The sequence below is a fragment of the Shewanella psychromarinicola genome (assembly GCF_003855155.1).
Classification (GTDB): Bacteria; Pseudomonadota; Gammaproteobacteria; order Enterobacterales; family Shewanellaceae; genus Shewanella; species Shewanella psychromarinicola.
This window is the reverse complement of record NZ_CP034073.1, coordinates 3,387,619-3,407,577: the sequence shown is the minus strand read 5'-3', so window position 1 is coordinate 3,407,577 and position 19,959 is coordinate 3,387,619. Positions and strand designations below refer to the sequence as shown.

Sequence of the window (19,959 nt, the reverse complement as noted above, 5' to 3'; positions counted from 1 at the left end):
ACTTTATTTATCTTCCTCAATAATCATGATTATTACGCTTGTTTCCTTCGCAGGTTCTAGCCTGATCAGGTTCAACGGATCCCGAATAAACGGTCTCAGCCATAATGGCACTCCGACAAGATGTCCGCCAGTATAAGCAAGCTTGTATCAAAATAACAAGACCTTAATGTGTAAATAGTACCAATATCATCACTTATCGGCGTAGTGGATAGCCTGACTCATGTGTCATTAAAATATTAACTCATCCTATGACGCAAGTTTAAACAAAGGTGCGACAATATGCCGCATTTATTAAGTTTATTAGCAGGTTATAATTTTTTCAAATCTCATATGTACCATTAATAGCATTCATCAATGGTACATATCCTTGACCGAAAAAGGTGATCGTTTTGACAAAATCGACTGAGCAAACACTTAATGTATTAAGCAATACTCCTTGGCTTTACTCATCAATCGCATTGGCGATCAGTGTTGCCATTACGCCACAAGTGATAGCTAAGCAGTACACTGCACAAGATAGCTCTCGCATTGAACACGTCACGGTACACGGACAACAAACTGCACATAAAGACCTGTTAGGCTCAGCAGAAAATCTACTCAAAAAACAAGGCGTCGATTTTTCACAAGCCGGTGGCGTATCAGCCTTACCTATTTTAAATGGCATGATGGGCGATCGCATTAAGATACTTATTGATGGCAGCGACATTACCGCATCATGTGCCAATCACATGAATCCGCCGCTCTCCTATGTGTCTGCAAATCAAATCAGTTCTGCGCAGGTGGTCGCGGGGGTATCTCCTGTCAGTGCTGGCGGCGATAATATTGCCGGTGTGATAAAAATCAGTAGCTTAAATCCCATTTTTGCGAATAGCGATACGGTCACATGGCACAGCGGTAATGTGGCTGCAGGTTATCGCAGCGCTAGCGACGCCTTTTTAGCTGGTGTCAATGCGACCCTAGCAAGCAAAGAACTCAGTGTTAGTTATCAAGGCTCATTTGAAGATGCAAACAGCTATACCGATGGTCATGGCGATAAAGTATTAGACACGCTATACCAATCACAAAATCATGCCTTAACCGCAGCTTGGCAAGACGATAGCCAACAAATTGCCATTAAACTCACACATCAGCATATTCCTTATCAAGGTTTTGCCAACCAATATATGGACATGACTAACAATGACAGTTATGGCGCTTTAGCCCGCTATCAATTGCAACTCGATAACGAAGGTCTGTTCACGTCCCAAGTCAATTGGCACAGTGTTGAACATGAAATGGGATTTTTTACTGACGAAAAAATCGGCATGATGCCAATGGAAACCACAGGTAAAGATTACAGCTACCAACTGCATTGGCTATTACCCATAAGTTCAGACAGTACCTTGCTGATTGGGCAAGAATATTATGTTTATCAACTTGATGATACTTGGCCTGCTATTAATGGTTCTACCATGATGGGGCCCAATGATTATATCAATATTAATGACGGCAAGCGTCAACGCGCAGCTCTTTATGGTGAATGGCAGCAAACCTTAAATCGTCGTTGGTGGCTGTCGGCTGGTGTACGCTATGAATATGTGTCAACAAGCACAGGTGAAGTACAACCCTACAACACCATGAGCATGATGGGCATGACAAATGTGAATGCTACCGCAGCTAACGAGTTCAATGACCTTTATCGTAAGCGCAATGACAATATTATCGACGCTACCCTGCTTGCGCGTTATCAATTGAGTGATACCGAAGTCATTGAATTAGGCTTAGCGAGAAAGAGCCGCGCGCCTAATTTATATGAACGCTATAGCTGGGGTCAAAGCACCATGGCCACGACTATGATTGGTTGGTACGGTGATGCAAATGGCTATATTGGTAATCCTGATCTTAGCGCCGAAACGGCACATACCTTAAGTGCAGCATACAAGCTGGTACAAGACGATTTAGCTTTTAGTGCAACCGCCTGGTATAGCACCATTAAAGACTATATCGATGCCGATGTGGTAGGTCATTTTAACAAAACCACAATGGCCAATACTCGGCGTAATATTTTACAATTTGCCAATGTTGACGCCACCCTGTTTGGCGCACGTATGGATGCTGAATATCAACTAGCAGAAAACAGCAGTGGTAAGTGGCTAATGGTCGCTAATGTCAGTGCGACTCGCGGGGAAAGAAATGACAGTAACGAGCCCTTATATCAAATAAAGCCTTTGCAAACTGAGTTGGCTTTACAGCAAGAACGGGGGGATTGGCAAAATAGTGTTAGCTGGCAATGGGTTGCAAGCAAAGATCGCGTTGATAGTCAGCGTTTAGAAAACTCAACAGACTGTTACTCACGGCTTAACTTAAGCAGCAGTATTCAATGGCAAGATGTGACAATGACCATCGCAGTGAACAACCTACTCGATGACTATTATCAATTGCCGCTGGGCGGTGTCAGTGTTGCACAATACAAAGCAGACAGCAGTAACGGCTTTGAACCAATAGCCGGTGCAGGCCGCTCATTGGAGCTCAATGTTAGTTTCGCATTCTAATTGACACCAGAGGCGTGCTAAAAAAATCAAGTTTACGTTTGGTTAAGTCGTGGCATCCTCATACGTTAGTAACACTTTTTTGAAGCATTACCAATCTGCCACTGATTTTTAAATGAATGACCCCGCAGAGCCCTTAGTGACAGACCGCGGCCCATTAATAATGAAGCGAAAAAACCACGAATGGAATTCACTAATGGAATTCACTCATGGAATTAGGGCCAAACAATATAAATCACATTGTGGGCCCAACTGAGCTACTGCTGCTGTTGGTGTTAAAGCAAAAACGTCTATCGTGATGTAGAGATTTTAGTCTTATTTTGACGGAGCTTATGGGACTACACATTTGTCTTCGATACTTGTGATAGACCGACTATCTCTAATAAAGCGTCCTAACCTTTCACGGAGTGCTAGATAGACACAAAACATATTGTCCATTGTCAGCCGCTAATATTTGGTAAAACAATACTCGAGTTGGCGGCTTAGGTTTTATCGTCTGGGATACTCAAATCAATATCATCTAAGTCGACGCTTTGAAGAATACTGTCTTTGGGCTTATCTTCATCGACTCGATTTTTGTTTAACCTTTGTTCTGCCGCTGCCATCGCCTTTGCCAATGTCTGCTTTTTACGCCACACCACCAAACCAACAACGCCGACTAAAAAGAGTACCCCGTTAATGGTAATAATCCAAAACATGGCATTATCCTTGGCCACTTGTTCTTCAATGGCAGTCTGAATGGCCGCTTTTTCAGCCAGCGCTTGGGCTGTTGGCGCAGGCGCAGCCGGTTCGATTAAATTGAAAAACATTTCTGGTAAATTAAGGACGATTTCACGGCCATCGACTGTTGTCGACACCACATAACCTTTAACCCGATAACTACCAAACTTGGTCACTTTAGGTAGATATAAAATTTGATCTGGACTGGTCACGGTTTGCAATGTGATCGGCAGTTTTAACCCGGCAGGCCCCACTAATTCAAACTCAAAATGAGTTTGTGCTAACAAAACAACAGATTCATCAACCGATAATTGTATTTGCCATATGTCTTTTAATGGGTCGCTATTGGGCTCCATTTTAACGTTTATCGGTTGTGGCGAAAGCTCAAAAGGCATCACATATTCGCGTTCAAACACATCATTTCGTGCAGTGACATTGAGCACATAATGGCCGGTGGGTTGTTGTAAATTAGGGTTACCGGTAAATATACCATCGTCTGGCACTTCATCTAACTTTTCACCATTGTCTTGATACGCGCCAACAATAATGGTTCCTGTTGCAAAATTATTATCGCTAGCAAGGCGCTCACTGGTAAAACGAGCCGTCCACTCAACCATGTAATCTAAACCCGGCATTCTCATGGTTAACTTATCACCCAAGAGTCTAGCGGTCACTTTCAGCCTTTCCCCTTGATATAGGGGTTGTGGCAAGGGTTGTACCTCAATGTCCAACTTAGAGATTTTTTTGATGGTCGAGCCTTGGACCACATTACCGAGTAACTGCCAAGGCCCTGGCATCGGCTTTTCGATATAAATCATATCGGCAGCAAGACCATCCACCCATTTTACGGTCTGGGGATGACGATTTGAATACCATTTACTGCCATCAGGTAAAATCACCACCACAGGAGCAGAACCATAGGTGCGTTGAATCACCAAGGTTAGATTATCAACCATATGATCGATTCGAAAACGATTTTTAAGTTCTGCAGCTTGGGATGCTATGACCATTGAAGCTTGGGCATAAGGTTGCCAAGCCATGATGAGACCAAGCGAAAATAAACAAGCAATTGCAAGATAACCGGTGCGAGTGGCAATCATATAAGGTTGGTTTACCCTCTCCAGAGACATTTACCTGACTTCGCAATGAGATCAAGTCGTTGTTCATGTAATAGTATTTCATCGGCAGACGCACCGACGACTTTAAGATTAAACGCAACTGGATCGATTTTTTTTATTCCGCCAGCTTCATAGCCTGCTTTTTCATTAGACAAATTAAACTTAATTTGTCCACCCGTCATGATTAAGTAAACATCAGCAAGAATTTCTGCATCGAGTAACGCGCCGTGGTACGTACGGCGACCGTTATCGATACCATAACGTCGACACAGTGCATCTAGATTGTTTTTTTGGCCTGGATGTAAACGTTTCGCAATCGCCAAACTGTCTAAAATACTGCAAATATCTTTGGTTTTCGGCCCGATAGGATTGAGTTTCGAAAACTCATGATCCATAAAGCTCACGTCGAAGCTGGCGTTATGAGCCACAATTTCAGCGCCATCGATAAAATCGATGAAATCTTTCGCTATTTGGTGAAACCGCGGTTCGTTAGCAACACGATCATTGCTAATACCGTGAACTTGAATAGCTTCCTCATCAATCGCTTGACCAGGATTAATATATTGGTGATACGTTCGACCCGTTAAGCGACGATTAATCACTTCAACACAACCAATTTCGATAATTCGGTGACCAATATGTATTGGCCCACCAGCTTGGTTCATACCGGTTGTTTCGGTATCGAGAATGACTTGACGACTAGCACTGGAAATTATGTTCATATTTTTTACTCATTCAGCCCTCGCCTTGGTATAAATTGAGTATACTGGCGCGAATATTTCGCTATGGTAACAATTTGATGGCCGAACTCAAACAGCTGAATATCTTTACTGATGGCTCTTGCTTAGGAAATCCCGGACCTGGCGGTTATGGCGTGGTAATGAAATATAAACATCAACACCATGAAATAGCCGATGGGTTCTCATTAACGACCAATAACCGCATGGAGCTTTTAGCCCCGATTATTGCCTTAGAAGCTTTATATGAACCATGTAATATTATTTTAACCAGTGATAGCCAGTACATGCGTCAAGGCATTATGACTTGGATCCATAGTTGGAAGAAAAAGGGTTGGATAACCTCAACCAAACAACCGGTCAAAAATGTCGATTTATGGAAGCGTTTAGATGCGGCCAGTCAATTACACAAAATTGACTGGCACTGGGTAAAAGGCCATGCAGGCCATATTGAAAACGAGCGTTGTGACGTATTGGCTCGAAAAGCCGCCGAAGCTAAGCCTCAACAAGCCGATACGGGTTATAAGCCAGAGTAATGGCTTAACTATGATTTATGTATTGCTAATATTTTGTCGGTTTTAACAATGGTTTTTTAATACGTTGGGTATGAGTTAATCCAGTGCGGCCTGCTGTTGGTGCGGTTGACCAATTAGGTGCTTTTAGCTTTGATTTATCTTTTATTGGCGTAAGCGGTGTGGTCATTTTTCGAGCCACGATTAAATAGACACTGCCGGTACTGGGCAACCAATTAGCAATACTTTTTTGCCACCATGGTGTTTGTTGAGGTTTGTTGGCTTGATAAGGCATATTGACACCGCTTTGCCCTAATAACGAATGGTACATTAAGCGTTCATCCGCTAAAACTTGATAACCCAGTAATCCGAGCCAATCTTTAACTCTTGATGGCATAAAAAATTGCCCATTCCAAGGTAATTGAGTTTGATATTTTGGCAGGATTTTGCCGATAAAAGCTGGACTGATAGGATTAAACCCAACAATAAAAATATAACCACTGCTAATGAGCACCCGATCGAATTCACGTAAAATTTGATAGGGATCCGATTCAAATTCCAGTAAAAAACAACTTAGCACAGCATCAATGGCACTTTGCTGTACCGGTAAATGATGAGGATCGGCCTGAATACTGGCATCCGCACCGTCATAAACACTAAAGTGTCGTGCAATATTGCAATGTAGACTGTTTAGCTGGCTGCTTAACGCCCCTGCTTTAAGTAAATGATAGCCAAATATGCGCGGCCACCAAGGTGCTAATTTAGCTTCTATCTCGGCTTGTAACAATTCACCAAAAGGTAAGTCTTGCCAAATATGGGGTTTTAACATGGAGCCCGCCAACTTTAAAAATGTCAGATTTACTGAGTCAACTCTACCATAGCTTATTTAATTTTCAGCTACCGATCATTAATACTGTCTAACATGGCATAAATTAACACTATACCAACATGATTAACGTTGTTATCACTCAGAGTCAATCAAGCTTTTTAGTTCACTCATGGTTGAAATAATAGTGACGCCTTTATCAAACAAGACAACAAGGAAGCGGTTACCTAGGATAACGGTGCCTTCAATCCAGTGATGTCGTGACATCACACTAAATGGCCGAAGTGTTACCCGATAACCCATGAATTTGGTATTGTCTCACGATATCCGTTACCCTAACTGATAGTCAATCATCACTTGAGTAAGATCATGCTTAACGTTCATACTATTACTGCATTTAACGATAATTATATTTGGTTAATTCATCAAGAAAACAGTCGCTATGCTTACGTCGTTGACCCTGGCTGTGGTCAAAGTGTTATTGATTATATCTCAACAACAGATCTTAAATTAGTCGGAATTTTAATCACTCATCATCATGCTGATCATACCGGCGGTATTGAAATGTTACAGCAACATTTCAAGCATGCGCTTAATGTATATGGTCCTGATAATGAAAAAATTGCAGCGTTAACTCATCCTCTTAACGTTGGATCACAATCCACTCTCAATGTTCCCCATCTCGATCCAATAACCATAATGGCGGTTCCGGGACATACCTTAGGACATATTGCTTATTATCTACAGGAAAGCCTGTTTTGTGGTGATACTTTATTTAGCGCGGGCTGCGGACGTTTATTTGAGGGAACCGCGGAACAAATGCTTAAATCACTTTCAATGCTTGCACAGCTGCCCGATAGCACCAAAGTGTATTGTGCCCATGAATATACCGAGGCAAACCTTAAATTTGCGCTACATGTCACACCAAATAATCAGCAATTAATTGATTATGCAGACAAGGTCAAACGATTAAGAGCACAAAAAAAACCTACTATTCCGAGCTCAATAGGCACAGAAAAAGCCATCAACCCTTTTTTACGTTGCCACCTACATGAGACTCAGAACGCAATTGCGGCCCAACTAAAAGAAAAAGAAATAGATACTATTCAAACATTTACACAAATTAGATTATGGAAAAACAACTTTTAGATCAACATGAAAACAGTTTAATAAGACAAGTTAAAATAATTAATCTACAATGCGAAATTGAATTAGCATGACCAAAAAAGTCTTGAAGGCATTTGGTATGTTCCATTTTAATGCCTGAAAACTTGAGGAAGTGTATCTTCAAATGAAAGCTAACTTATTTATTATAGCTGGCAGTATGCTGGCTGTAGCAGGGTGCCAAACACTCTACACTTCAGAGCCAAGTTCTGATAGTACAACCCAGACGGTTACATCTAACGCTAAAAGTAAAAAATCGGCGACGGTATCCCTTGATCAAATTGAAGAACAAGTTGCTGAAGTTAACAACTTATGGTTCAGGATCAGCAATCAAATGCGTTTCCCTATTGTCGAGAATACATTGGTGGATCATTACCGCCAATGGTACATCGATAATCCGCGGCATTTGGAGATTGTGACCCAACGTGCTAAGCCATATCTGTATTACATCGTTGAACAGCTTGAACAACGCAATTTACCCTTAGAGCTCGCATTATTACCGATTATTGAAAGTGGATTTGACCCACTAGCCTACTCTCCAAGTCACGCATCAGGTCTATGGCAATTAACCTCACCGACCGCGATTTCTTTTGGAGTGAAAACCAATTGGTGGTCCGACGGACGCCGTGATATAGCCTCGTCCACAAAAGCGGCTTTAGATTTAATGGAATACCTCTACGCCAAAATGGATCACAATTGGTTATATACCATTGCCGCTTATAATTCTGGTGAAGGCCGAATATTCAATGCAATAAAACATAATCAAGCTCGCGGAAAATCTACCGATTTCTGGTCATTATCTGTTCCACGAGAAACCGCTCACTATGTGCCTCAATTATTAGCATTGGCAGATGTGATTAAACATGCTGACAAATACGGTATCAATTTAATTGCTATCGATAATTCGCCACAAATAGAAGTGGTCAATATTGAAAGCCAATTAGACATTAACTTAGCGGCAGATCTCGCTCAAATAGACATCAATGATTTAAAAGCGATTAATCCGGGTTTAAAGCGCTGGGCAACGGCACCACAAGGGCCACATCAATTGATTGTGCCTAGTGATAAAGCGGCAACCTTTAAACGAGCATTAGCCACTATTGAACCAAACTCTCGCATTAACTGGGTTCGTTATAAAATTAAGTCTGGTGACAGTATCAGCGAAATCGCCGATCAATTTGAGACGACTGCAACGTTAATAAGAAGCAGTAATGGCATTAAAGGCAATAATATTATTGCCGGTAGGTTTTTAATTATTCCTGTTGCAGCAAAAGATCCCGATTTAGCGACGATGATCGCGGACCAAGTGCTGGCTCGCCGAACTGTGGTTAAATCTAGCCCAAATAAACAAGTTTATACCGTTAAGTCTGGTGATTCGTTATGGAAAATTGCACAGTCACAACAAGTGAACGTGGCACAATTAGTTAAATGGAATAATCTTAAGAAAAAATCGACATTAACCATAGGTAAATCGTTAGTTATTTTTCCTAATGAAGTCGCCAATAGCAACGCTAGCAATGAGAAAACCGTTAACTATCGAGTCAAATCAGGTGATTCATTATCGCGTATTGCCCTTAAATACAAGGTTACCGTTGCTGAATTAATCGAATGGAACAGTTTACAAAGCAGTTCCTTGATCCAACCTGGACAAATATTAAAACTGATCATGACCAATAGCTAGTCACTGTAGCGAATGGGTGATTGTGGTGATCTTAGCTTGAAAATTTGACACAGTGCTGATTTCAAGCCTCACATAAAAAAACGGACAAGTGATAACCTGTCCGTTTTTTTTATGCAGTAAAATGTGGGCAGATAAATGCTAATCTGTTCATCGTGCTCAATGACGTTTTGATGCTTTATCTGCACTGTCATTACCGCGACTTAAGTACATCTTGCTTACCAAGATAACCAATTGTATATCATAAGCGCTAGTCGCCTTCACAAGGCTGTAGTCGTAAAGAAGACCTACAGCCACTAGTATCCAAAGACGATCAATTAAATGCCAAGCTTTTTAAACAATCCTTCTTTTAGCTTTTCTTTGGCTTTGTCGGCCTCATCTTTAAATTGGCCTTCTAATAACGCTTTGGTATCAATACCAAACTTAGGATCTTGGAATGTGCCTTTAATGGTTAATGGAATATCAACACCTTTGAGTGATTCATCAACAGCATCACCTTGACCCGATAAGGAACCCACCACACTGGTGGTTAACGTGTAATCCAAGGCTTCAGTAGCAATGTTTGCCGTACCATTACCTTTTAAACGTATTAACGGTGAAGCCATCGTTAAGTCAGGGTTGTTAACGACAGCGTCTTTAAGCGTAAAGCTGCCGGTTAAACTGGTAAAATCGGTTTTTAAGGCTTCTTTTTTATCTGCCGATAAATCACCTTTTAATTTTTGCTGTGCACTGCGGATCATCTGCGGAATATTAACCCCATAGAGCGCGCCATCTGCCACTTCAAACTTACCCACGGCTTCGAGATTTTTTTTCATATTATCGGGGATCAAACTAGCGCCACTGCCGTTAACTTCAAAGCTCGCTGTACCAGAAATCAAATCCACTTCTGCCGCATCCGTTAATAATGGAAGAATTTGCACGCCAGTCAATTTTTTATCAAACTGATACGTCGGCACCGCTTTACGAGCGTCTAACTTAGCGCTAAGCGCTAGTTTACCTTCATATAAATTGGCAGTGAGCGACGATAAGGTTAATACACCTTTATTAATAGCCAGTTTCATTTGCCAATTTTGCGTCAGCATATTACTGACTTTTATTGATTTAGCGGTCAAATTTAAGATTAAATCCATACTCTTTAATGCTGATAAATCAGGTTCTTGGCTCGGCGCAGTGTCGGTTTTCTCCCCTGGCTTGTCGGCCTGGTCTTCTTGCTGTGGCAGTAGTGCATCCACATCAATATCACCAACGTCTAGATTCATCGCAATTTTCGGAATGCTAGTGCCATAGTTGACCTTAACATCACCGGTTGCGGCTAAGTCCGTAGCTGATATTTTGGTCAATTGCAGCGCTATGGTTTTGGCATCTAATGCCAGCGTCATTTGTGTAGTGAGCTCTGCGGTAACCGCTTTTCCCGGTAAGCTGTCGCCTTGGGCTTTGTGTACCATAGCAAAATCATTAATAGTGACATTCTTTAATGCTTGGTCGACTTTAACTTTACCCTGGCCAGATGATGTTAACTGCATATCAGGAAGCGTCGCAGAAAACTCGTAAGCAAAATCAGCGAATTGACCTAGGCTGAATTGACCTAAGGTAAAGCTTTTTAAACTGAAGGTCTGGGTGGTATTGCTGGCCATATCAATGAGATTAATATTGGTATTGGTCAGTTCAATGCCGCCAATGTCCAACGTCTGCAACAATTTTGCTTTTGTGTCGCTACTTGCTGTCGCTTTTGGCTTGTCTGCAGTGGTTTTTGCCGCCAATCCATCAAAACTGGTTCTGCCGTCTTTTTGAGTCACTAAATGTAGTGTTAATCCGTCTAGCTTTAATAAATCAATTTCAATCTGTTGGCTAAACAATGGCATCAGTGCCACACTGGCCACTGCCTCATTAACATCAAGCATTGATGCAGGCGTAAACCCATCTGGATTAGATAACGAAATACCCCCGAGCTTTATTCCTAAAGAGGGAAACACACTCCAACTTAAGTCTTGGGTGATTTGTAAGTCGCGGCCAGTTTGTTTCTTTACGGCATCGACAATTTGCGGTTTAACATTATTTAAATCGAAAAACATTGTCAGATAGACTGTCACACCTACCACTAAGGTTAGCACTATCGCTAAAAACCACTTTATTACTTTCATTTTGCTCTTCCTTGTCTGTCGCTATTTTAAGCTAAAATAGTTAAATCCAATGCCTGTCTACTGACAGCAACACCATTTAAATCAGCGTAGATCATCATTCCAGGAAAAATACTGACACCCGCAATCTCAATTTTTACATTGACTTCACCTACGTCTTTTTTATCCGTTTTAATTGGATTAGTGCCTAAAGCTTGCACGCCAATTTGCATGGTGTTGATGGTTCCAGCGTCACGAATACAACCATTAATAATGATACCTTCCCAGCCATTCTTACATGCATTTAGAGCGATCATGTCACCAAGTAGCGCACGTCTGGTTGAACCACCACCGTCAACAACCAATACTTTTCCTTGCCCATTTTTAGCTAATTCAGATTTTACCTTGGAATTGTCTTCAAAGCATTTTACGGTCACCACTTCACCATAAAATATAGGCTTGGCACCAAAGGATTGCCATGGATTAGACAATAATATTAATTGTTCAGGGTAATGATCGAATAAGTTCGGTAATAGATCTAACATAAGTCCTCCTTGAAAATCTGAATCTTAGATTACTAATTATTAGGCAATTCAACAAGTTTTGTTAACGATACATTATTATACTCAAAAAAGTACTGTTAACTTAGTCTATGAACCTATCCACAAACTAAGTTAAAGAGTGACTTATTCGATAAAAATGCATATAATTTCCAAAAATAACGTAAAAAATCATACTTATGAGTGAAGATTTAAATTTACAACAAATGATGGATGCATTTGATGAGTTAGACTTCGAACAACGCACCACAACAAACCTTGGAAATGCGCGTAATAAACAGCAAATGACGGCGTATATTGATTCGTTGGACTTTAGTTTGCGCCGCTTATTAATCTTGCAAGATACGGTAAATTCTATTGTTGAACAAAAACAAATAGGCTTACTTAAACAAGAGCATATTCAAACTTATAAAACTAAAATCATTAATCTTTCACGCAAATACAATATCTCGTATCAAGATGTCATCAATATTATGGTGCAATTATCACGTTAATATTGATGAACTAACTGTGTCAATTTCGTTATAGAATATCACCATATCAATCGGGCTAATTGAATCAATCAGCCCGATGAGCAAGCTGTTATTTTACCTTAAATTGATCCACAAGCTCATGCAACTCAATCGCACCTTGTTCAATATCCATACTGCCATTATTAATGAGCTCATTTTGAGTTCTATTTTCTAATGACATGTCATTAATACGGGTAATATTCATATTGAGCCCTGCTATAACCGTACTTTGCTCTTCTGTCGCAGCAGCGATTTGAACATTCATTTGCGATATTTGCTCAATTGAAGACTTAATATTATCAAGCGCACCAACAACTTGCTGAGCTTCATTGACCGTTTCGGATGATTTTATTTTGGCTCTGGCAACAGAGGCATTAACACTGTTAATGGCACTTCTGATTGCGTCGACGATAAGATTAATTTCACTTGTTGAAGCTTGGGTTCGGCTAGCAAGAGTACGAACTTCATCTGCAACAACCGCAAAACCCCGACCCGCCTCGCCGGCTCTAGCCGCTTCGATAGCGGCATTCAAAGCGAGTAAATTAGTTTGATCGGCAATGCCCACAATCACATCAAGAATTTGCCCAATTCGACCGGAACTCACTTGTAAGCCTTTTGCAACATCTTCTGTTGTCGCCAACTCATTGGATAGTTCTGAAATTTTTTGCATCGCGTTATCAACCACGGTAGCAGATTTATCTGCTTCAGTGTCAGCATGATGGGTGCTGTCTGCGGCTAATTGTGCATTAGAAGCCACTTCAGATGCGGTCATTGACATTTGATTAATGGCGGTCGCAACATTTGCCGTTTCGGCTTGTACATTGGTCGAAATTTGATTGGCTTGTTGTGCAATGATTGACATGTTTTTGGCTAAACGGCTTGATTCATCAACCGACTGACTCACCGATACAATAACGTTCTGGATTTTATTAATAAATACGTTGAAATGATGCGCAATATGTTTGAGTTCATCATTTCCCTCTTCAGATAAACGTAAGGTCAAATCCCCTTCACCTTTAGCAATATTTTTAAACGCGTTGATGGTTTCCATCATAGGTACAGAGATACTTCGAATAATAAAAAACAGTAGCAAAATGACTGGTAACCAAACTAACGTGAGTAATATTAAGTATTGGGTAATAAAATGGTTTTTGTCGGCTTGAATATCATCAACATAAATACCTGTACCGATGATCCAGCCCCAAGGTCTAAAACGCTTGACCACGGACATTTTCGGGCTAGCTTGCTCTTGCTGTGGTTTGTTCCACATGTAATCCACCCGGGCAAAATCCTGTTGCTCTGTCCGTTGGATCATCTGTGCGAACAGTTTTACACCGTCTGGGTCTTTCATTGATAACACGTTGGTATCGACAAGTTTCTTGGCAAAAGGATGTTGGATCATTACCCCTTGAGTATCAATGCTGAAATAATATTCATTGCCCGAATATCTCAACTTATCGATTGCCGCCAAGGCCATGACTTTAGCCTCATCTTCAGTGATGATCCCAGACTGCGCATCTTGATAATATTTGTCTGCTATGGTGGTAGCGACGTCAACCAAAGCATTCAGTTTGGCTTCTTTTTCGTTAATTAACACGTTTTCAACTCGGGTTAATGAAAACCAAAAAACCACAATCGTGGCAATAATAGCTAATGCCAACATCCCCAGTAAACGGTTAGCAATGGTCGTTTTGCGAAAAAACATATTGGTTGGGTTCATATAGGCACCATTTGATTATTATTATTAGGCTGGTTTGATATTAGAATTGGAATTTATGTTGGTTCAGGCTAGGCAACAATAGTAGAAGCCTAAAGTGTACTCAGTCGGTTAATTGTTGTTTACAAGGCAATTATCAATATTTATATAAAAATAAATATAATAATCAGTTATTTAATTTTTTATCATCTAAGGGTTACCGTATTCTCCTTGCCCGTTTTCGGGCATGATACCGTGCCGCAGTGGCGGGTTCAATTAGCCGATAGTCGACTATATCACTACTGTGTCGTGACGCTAACCCAACAGATCTAGTGACCTTAACATCAGCAATCGGCCAATCGAGTTGATAACGGTCATTCAACAAAGCATTGGCAATTTCACACCTTGTCACTCAGTCACCTTCTGCTACAGTCTTATAAATGATTCACCACCACATCGATACTATGACATTGATACTATGACATCGGCGGTCAATCAACACACAAAAAGGATCAGAAAGGAGCTTTTATGGGCTAAAAGGAAATTAACAGTTCGAGTCACATCAATGGCAAAATCCACTTCCCCATTGGTTAACTGTCGCGCTATATCTGTTATCACAAGCCGCCTTAACCTCCCCCATTCCTTTTATGTCGAACTATAACGTCTCAAAAGCCGCGGTGGTGCCGCAGTCAGAAACATTGCACTTAGAGCTTTGCGATGACAATATCAATGTATGCAGATTATGCCCTGTTTTTTTAAAACGAATATTGGCAGTAGTTTACGTACCCAATTACCCCCATGGAAAATCATGGACAAGCGCTTTGATAAGTCACAGATTAATGCATCGCAAGTGACTGACATAACCTTTAAAGGCGAAAACAATAAGCCGTTTTGGTTACTGACACAATCACAAGGTAATGACCTAAAGGCTTAAAAGTCGATAAACAACAAACCACAACGATGTGCACCAATGTGAATGTTTGATCGAATTGCACAACGTTGACATTGAGGCCGCTGGTCTTAATCACATAGGAAAAGGCGAAGGGTACACCCTGCGCCAAATTGATGGTTGGAGCCAGCACTATGCTCAAGCTAAAACATGGAATGCACCCTCAGGAAACGTGTTATGGCTTGGTTACAACAGCATAAACCCGCACAAACAACCATTTGTTTAACCCACAATGATTTTCGGTTTGATAACGTAGTGTTAGACCCCGATAACATAGGCAAGGTGAAAGGAATATTAGACTGGGAGCTTGCCACGCTCGGCAATCCGTTGATGGATTTAGGCAACACCCTAGCCTATTGGGTTGAAGCGGATGATGATTTTTTAGCGCAGATGACCCGCCGCCAACCGACACATCTTGACGGCATGCTAACGCGTCAACAAGTGGTTGCATATTATTGCGATAAAATGGATATCATCATTGATGATTTCCGCTTTTATGCAGTGTTTGGTTTGTTCCGTTTAGCGGGTATTGTGCAACAAATTTATTATCGCTACCTCCACAAGCAAACTCGTAATCCGGCGTTTAAACCGTTTTGGATTTTGTCTCATTATTTAATGTGGCGTTGCAAACGTGCAATGAAACAAAAAGGATAACCATGGCGAACATTTATTTAATCCGTCACGGCCAAGCCAGTTTTGGCGCCCATAATTACGACAACTTGTCGAACTTAGGACGTACCCAAGCTAGGCTCTTGGCCGAACATTTTAATCAACGCACTATTCGCCCAAATCGTGTTATTTGTGGCAACATGACCCGCCATCAACAAACTCGTGATGCGTGCTTAGCCACCTTATCACCCCCCTTTTTACACGACCCATTACAGATCAGTGCAAAGTGGAATGAGTTTAATCATGAAAACGTGATTGCAGTCTATCGCCCAGAATTAGCCAAACCAGAAGCCATGAAGCAGTATCTTCACCAGCAAGCTTCACCTACGAGAGCATTTGTTGAGTTATTTAGCCAAGCCATTTTACAATGGCAACAAGCACCTAATGCTCATGATTACAGCGAATCTTGGCAGCACTTTAGCCAGAGAGTGGCCAGTGGCTTACAACAACTCACCACTCAGACAGAACAAGATGACACGGTATTTGTGTTCACCTCTGGCGGCGTAATAAGTACTGCTATTATGCAGGTTTTATCAATACCAGAAATCCAGTTCTTTAATATCAATAAACAATTAGTTAATTGCAGCGTGACTCAATTACAGCTAAAACAACAACGATTAAGCTTAATCACTATGAATGAGCATAGTTTTTTTGGTGGTGAACAGCGACATTTACACAGTTTGATTTAATAATTAAATCACCTAGAGTTTTATTTACCCAGAGCCATAAAGATTAAAGACAATCATTAACGACAATCACTATATAAATAACTATTATAAAATAAAAAGAGCAGATGATGAAACGGACAAATATATTGATAACAGGGGCGAGTTCGGGTTTAGGGCGCGGCATGGCAATTGAATTTGCCAAGCAAGACTATAATTTAGCCTTGTGCGCCAGACGAATGGACCGCCTTGAACAATTAAAACAAGAACTATTGGCCATATCAAGGTGTTAATTAAGTCCCTTGATGTGAACAACCACCCACAAGTCTTTGAGGTGTTTAGTCAGTTTAAACAAGAGTTAGGACAACTGGACCGTGTTATCGTTAATGCAGGTATGGGCAAAGGGGCTTCAATTGGGACGGGTTTTTTTGAAGCCAACTTACAAACTGCGCAAACCAACTTTATTGCCGCTATTGCCCAATGTGAAGCCGCAATGGCTATATTCCGTGAACAAAATAATGGCCACCTAGTGACCATGTCATCCATCAGTGCAGTACGTGGTTTTAGACGTGCCATGACCGTTTACGCCGCCACCAAAGCAGCCTTAACCTCATTGTCTGAAGGTATGCGCATTGATGTTATGGATACCCCAATAAAAGTCACTTGTGTTCATCCCGGTTTCATTCGCAGTGAAATTAACCAGAAAGTGAAGACAGTCCCCTTTATTGTCGACACTGAGACGGGTTGTAAAGCCTTGGTAAAGGCCATCCAAAAAGAAAAGGCTAATGCCTATGTGCCAAGTTATCCGTGGGCAATGTTACATTGGCTGCTGCGTATTGCTCCGATCAGCATGATCCGTAAAATGAGCTGAGTTTAGCCAAAAATCGCAGCATCGTGATAACAAGCCCAGATGATGCTGCAAAGATTCAATAATTTTCCGAAATCATTAATCAGCACAATGTTAACCCAGTAAAAATGTGAATTAGGTCGCGGATGCGGATCATCATGCTATAACTAGCTTATATATTCATCTGACACTCTCAGTATAATGGCATTATTTTAGCCACTACCAAAAGGCTTATTACACAGCATTAATCCAACACTATTTAGTCAACAAGGCGTAAAAAAACCAGTAAATTGTTTTGGTAGTCTACCGATACGCAAGCTCACTGAGTAATAGATGACAGATATAACATCGAATTTAGTATTGGTCATACAAAAACACTCTGATTTAATAACCAATAAATCAGTCTGCTATCAAATGATGATCCTAAATCCGCCACAATTGATTATCAATAGAGCGAGACTAAAATTTGATGCTGAATAGAATATATTGGCGGCAGTTTATGTTATTCATAATAGGCGGGTGTAATTAACGTGCCTATTAGTATTCATCCCATAATGGATCAAGATTAATGAAGGGAGTGCAAAGGGCACTATCAGCTCAAGCAACAAGAGCTCATTTTAGATACAATTAAATCTGGCCTAAGTTGCAGAATGTTAGGACATTACATGTTGGACAAACACATCAATGAACGTGGATTGATGCAACTATTGCAAGGCTATCAAATTAAGTGATTATGATGGCGCTGGTAATGCTATCAATCCAAATAGAAACACAACATCACTATTGAATATATTTGTTGAGACAACAAAAATGAGACTAGGCGAAGAGCCTGTTTGGGAAAGTAATGTAGAGCATGTTGCCATTGAAAATGGTAATTAGCGGTAATAAATCAAACCAATAAACTTAACTATGCTGCGACAACTTGTTTAGCTTTACGCAGTGGATGTAAACGATTATGCATCACTTTTATAGTATCAAATTGCACTAATGATTTATTTTCTGATAACTGACAGTATTGCGATAAAATCATCACGGTTGCAGCTTGTAAGCCATTTTCAACCACTAATCCTAATACTTTAGAGTAGCCACAATTAAGTTGAAATAACTTACCCACATCGCAATAAACACATTCATCACTCACGTCAAAAAACCAAGACTTTGGCATTTGCGATTGTAATAAAAAATGGGCGGCGGTGGCATTTAGTGCGGTTTGTACAATACCTGCATCAGAGATATGTAAAACCTTAGGTAAGGTTTCGAGCATGTTAATATAAAATTTTGCGTGTTCAAGGGTAAATTCCTTAGCCGTTAGTGCATCAGGAATTAATAATTTTGTTTTATATGGGGTTAAGAACTCCATCTCGGAACCTAATGAAATACTTAATTGGTTTAAGCTTTCATTGTATTCCCAATGCCAGTCCTTATTTGGCATTAATAACATGACTATTTACACCTAAATGTTAAACACATATTTATAATAGATTATATTTCACGCAATATCAAAATTTAAATAAAAAATATAACATAAATTTCATAGTGTTAGCGCGATCGAACGATCTAAAATTCGATCGCGGCATGATTTTTGATCAATAACCTAGTGTTTTAGATGCTATTTTGTACAGTAAGCCCTAGCGATCTGATCAATCAGTTTAGGTCCTTGATAAATAAAACCCGTGTATATCTGCACCATGGCTGAACCCGCGTCAAATTTGGCTAAGGCATCTGCCGCACTATTGATCCCACCCACACCAATGATCGGGATCTTATCTTGTAAATAGATCGATAATTGCTTGATCACTTGAGTTGATAAGTCAGCCAAAGGTTTACCACTCAATCCGCCTGTTTCTTGTGCATTTTTTAAACCGGTAACATTATCTCGGCTTAATGTGGTGTTGGTCGCAATGACACCATCAAACTGATGACTCAACAGTGAATCGGCAATCGCTTTAATTTCGTCTGAGGTCAAGTCAGGAGCAATCTTTAACGCCACAGGTACATATTTACCATGTTTAGCGGCTAACTCAGTTTGTTTGGCTTTAATTGAACTTAATAAGTCATCAAGTAACTCACCGTATTGCATTGAACGTAAACCTGGGGTGTTAGGAGAAGAAATATTAACGGCAATATAACTGGCATATTGATAAACCTTTTCCATGCAGATCAGGTAGTCATCTTTACCCTGTTCTACTGGTGTATCTTTGTTTTTACCTATATTCACACCAACCATAATGTCAGATTTCTTAGCCATCATATTACGAACCAGATTGTCGACACCTTTATTATTAAAGCCCATACGATTAATAATCCCTTTGGCAGGTTTTAATCGAAACAAACGTGGTTGATCATTACCCGCTTGCGGACGTGGCGTTACCGTCCCGACTTCAATATGACCAAAGCCCATAGCATGAAAAGCATCAATTGACTCGCCATCTTTATCCATACCTGCAGCTAAACCAATAGGGTTAGGAAAAGTGAGCCCCATACAGGTTACTGGAGCAGATTTAACCTGTTGACGATAAAAACAATTTAACGGATTGTTTCCGGTAATTTTCAAACTGCCAATCGCTAGATTATGAGCTAACTCAGGGTCCATCTGAAACATTACTTTTTGTGCAAGTTTGTAAAACATGTTTTCTCCTAGACCTAAAAAAAACCCCAGCA

15 protein-coding genes, 2 pseudogenes and 1 riboswitch are annotated in these 19,959 nt (G+C 40.6%); of the genes and pseudogenes, 9 read left to right on the top strand and 8 right to left on the bottom strand.

Annotated elements, in window-relative coordinates; translation table 11 throughout:
- Nucleotides 1-25 precede the first annotated feature (25 nt).
- A riboswitch (TPP riboswitch) is annotated at nt 26-125 on the bottom strand.
- 264 nt (nt 126-389) lie between these two features.
- The gene (locus tag EGC80_RS14965) at nt 390-2,531 is read left to right on the top strand and encodes a TonB-dependent receptor (RefSeq protein WP_124013037.1); all 2,142 of its coding nucleotides are present in this window, start codon (nt 390-392) and stop codon (nt 2,529-2,531) included.
- Between the two features lie 479 nt (nt 2,532-3,010).
- On the opposite strand, the gene EGC80_RS14960 is transcribed toward EGC80_RS14965, so the two are convergent.
- Together EGC80_RS14960 and dnaQ are read right to left on the bottom strand one after the other, a co-directional pair.
- Nucleotides 3,011-4,288, bottom strand: coding sequence for a TIGR03503 family protein (locus tag EGC80_RS14960; protein WP_233768663.1), 1,278 nt, complete (start codon nt 4,286-4,288; stop codon nt 3,011-3,013).
- 71 nt (nt 4,289-4,359) lie between these two features.
- Nucleotides 4,360-5,088: a DNA polymerase III subunit epsilon gene (dnaQ, locus tag EGC80_RS14955; RefSeq protein ID WP_101031066.1), complete on the bottom strand. Its 729-nt coding sequence runs from the start codon at nt 5,086-5,088 to the stop codon at nt 4,360-4,362.
- A gap of 77 nt (nt 5,089-5,165) precedes the next feature.
- On the opposite strand from dnaQ, the gene rnhA reads away from it, so the two are divergent.
- The gene (rnhA, locus tag EGC80_RS14950) at nt 5,166-5,639 is read left to right on the top strand and encodes a ribonuclease HI (protein WP_124013035.1); all 474 of its coding nucleotides are present in this window, start codon (nt 5,166-5,168) and stop codon (nt 5,637-5,639) included.
- A gap of 25 nt (nt 5,640-5,664) precedes the next feature.
- On the opposite strand, the gene EGC80_RS14945 is transcribed toward rnhA, so the two are convergent.
- Nucleotides 5,665-6,444: a methyltransferase domain-containing protein gene (locus EGC80_RS14945; RefSeq protein WP_124013034.1), complete on the bottom strand. Its 780-nt coding sequence runs from the start codon at nt 6,442-6,444 to the stop codon at nt 5,665-5,667.
- A gap of 366 nt (nt 6,445-6,810) precedes the next feature.
- Between EGC80_RS14945 and gloB the strand changes: the two genes are divergently transcribed.
- Both gloB and EGC80_RS14935 read left to right on the top strand, forming a co-directional pair.
- Nucleotides 6,811-7,590, top strand: coding sequence for a hydroxyacylglutathione hydrolase (gene gloB, locus EGC80_RS14940; RefSeq protein WP_124013033.1), 780 nt, complete (start codon nt 6,811-6,813; stop codon nt 7,588-7,590).
- 142 nt (nt 7,591-7,732) lie between these two features.
- Nucleotides 7,733-9,286 (top strand): lytic transglycosylase, encoded by a 1,554-nt coding sequence (locus tag EGC80_RS14935; protein ID WP_124013032.1) that lies wholly within the window; start codon nt 7,733-7,735, stop codon nt 9,284-9,286.
- A gap of 314 nt (nt 9,287-9,600) precedes the next feature.
- Here EGC80_RS14935 and EGC80_RS14930 read toward each other — a convergent pair whose 3' ends face one another.
- Nucleotides 9,601-11,424: an AsmA family protein gene (locus EGC80_RS14930; RefSeq protein WP_124013031.1), complete on the bottom strand. Its 1,824-nt coding sequence runs from the start codon at nt 11,422-11,424 to the stop codon at nt 9,601-9,603.
- 26 nt (nt 11,425-11,450) lie between these two features.
- The gene (locus EGC80_RS14925) at nt 11,451-11,945 is read right to left on the bottom strand and encodes a putative 4-hydroxy-4-methyl-2-oxoglutarate aldolase (protein ID WP_124013030.1); all 495 of its coding nucleotides are present in this window, start codon (nt 11,943-11,945) and stop codon (nt 11,451-11,453) included.
- 194 nt (nt 11,946-12,139) lie between these two features.
- Between EGC80_RS14925 and EGC80_RS14920 the strand changes: the two genes are divergently transcribed.
- Nucleotides 12,140-12,454, top strand: a complete 315-nt coding sequence (locus EGC80_RS14920) for a hypothetical protein (protein WP_101031052.1) — start codon at nt 12,140-12,142, stop codon at nt 12,452-12,454.
- A gap of 88 nt (nt 12,455-12,542) precedes the next feature.
- Here EGC80_RS14920 and EGC80_RS14915 read toward each other — a convergent pair whose 3' ends face one another.
- Nucleotides 12,543-14,192 carry a methyl-accepting chemotaxis protein gene (locus EGC80_RS14915; RefSeq protein WP_124013029.1) on the bottom strand — a complete coding sequence of 550 codons (1,650 nt, stop codon included), beginning with the start codon at nt 14,190-14,192 and terminating at the stop codon, nt 12,543-12,545.
- A 718-nt stretch (nt 14,193-14,910) separates the two neighbouring features.
- Between EGC80_RS14915 and EGC80_RS14910 the strand changes: the two genes are divergently transcribed.
- The 4 genes and pseudogenes from EGC80_RS14910 to EGC80_RS14895 all read left to right on the top strand — a co-directional run bounded on the left by EGC80_RS14910 (nt 14,911) and on the right by EGC80_RS14895 (nt 17,322).
- The gene (locus EGC80_RS14910) at nt 14,911-15,102 is read left to right on the top strand and encodes a hypothetical protein (RefSeq protein ID WP_124013028.1); all 192 of its coding nucleotides are present in this window, start codon (nt 14,911-14,913) and stop codon (nt 15,100-15,102) included.
- Nucleotides 15,090-15,771: pseudogene (locus EGC80_RS14905) on the top strand (phosphotransferase family protein); the annotation flags it as partial. The gene EGC80_RS14910 and the pseudogene EGC80_RS14905, both read left to right, overlap by 13 nt.
- 2 nt (nt 15,772-15,773) lie before the next feature.
- Nucleotides 15,774-16,475: a histidine phosphatase family protein gene (locus tag EGC80_RS14900; protein WP_101031048.1), complete on the top strand. Its 702-nt coding sequence runs from the start codon at nt 15,774-15,776 to the stop codon at nt 16,473-16,475.
- A 107-nt stretch (nt 16,476-16,582) separates the two neighbouring features.
- A pseudogene (locus EGC80_RS14895) lies at nt 16,583-17,322 on the top strand (SDR family oxidoreductase).
- Between the two features lie 883 nt (nt 17,323-18,205).
- On the opposite strand, the gene EGC80_RS14890 reads toward EGC80_RS14895, so the two are convergent.
- Nucleotides 18,206-18,739 carry a cell division protein ZapC gene (locus EGC80_RS14890; protein WP_101031044.1) on the bottom strand — a complete coding sequence of 178 codons (534 nt, stop codon included), beginning with the start codon at nt 18,737-18,739 and terminating at the stop codon, nt 18,206-18,208.
- Between the two features lie 168 nt (nt 18,740-18,907).
- Nucleotides 18,908-19,927: a quinone-dependent dihydroorotate dehydrogenase gene (gene pyrD, locus EGC80_RS14885; protein ID WP_101031042.1), complete on the bottom strand. Its 1,020-nt coding sequence runs from the start codon at nt 19,925-19,927 to the stop codon at nt 18,908-18,910.
- Between the last annotated feature and the right edge of the window lie 32 nt (nt 19,928-19,959).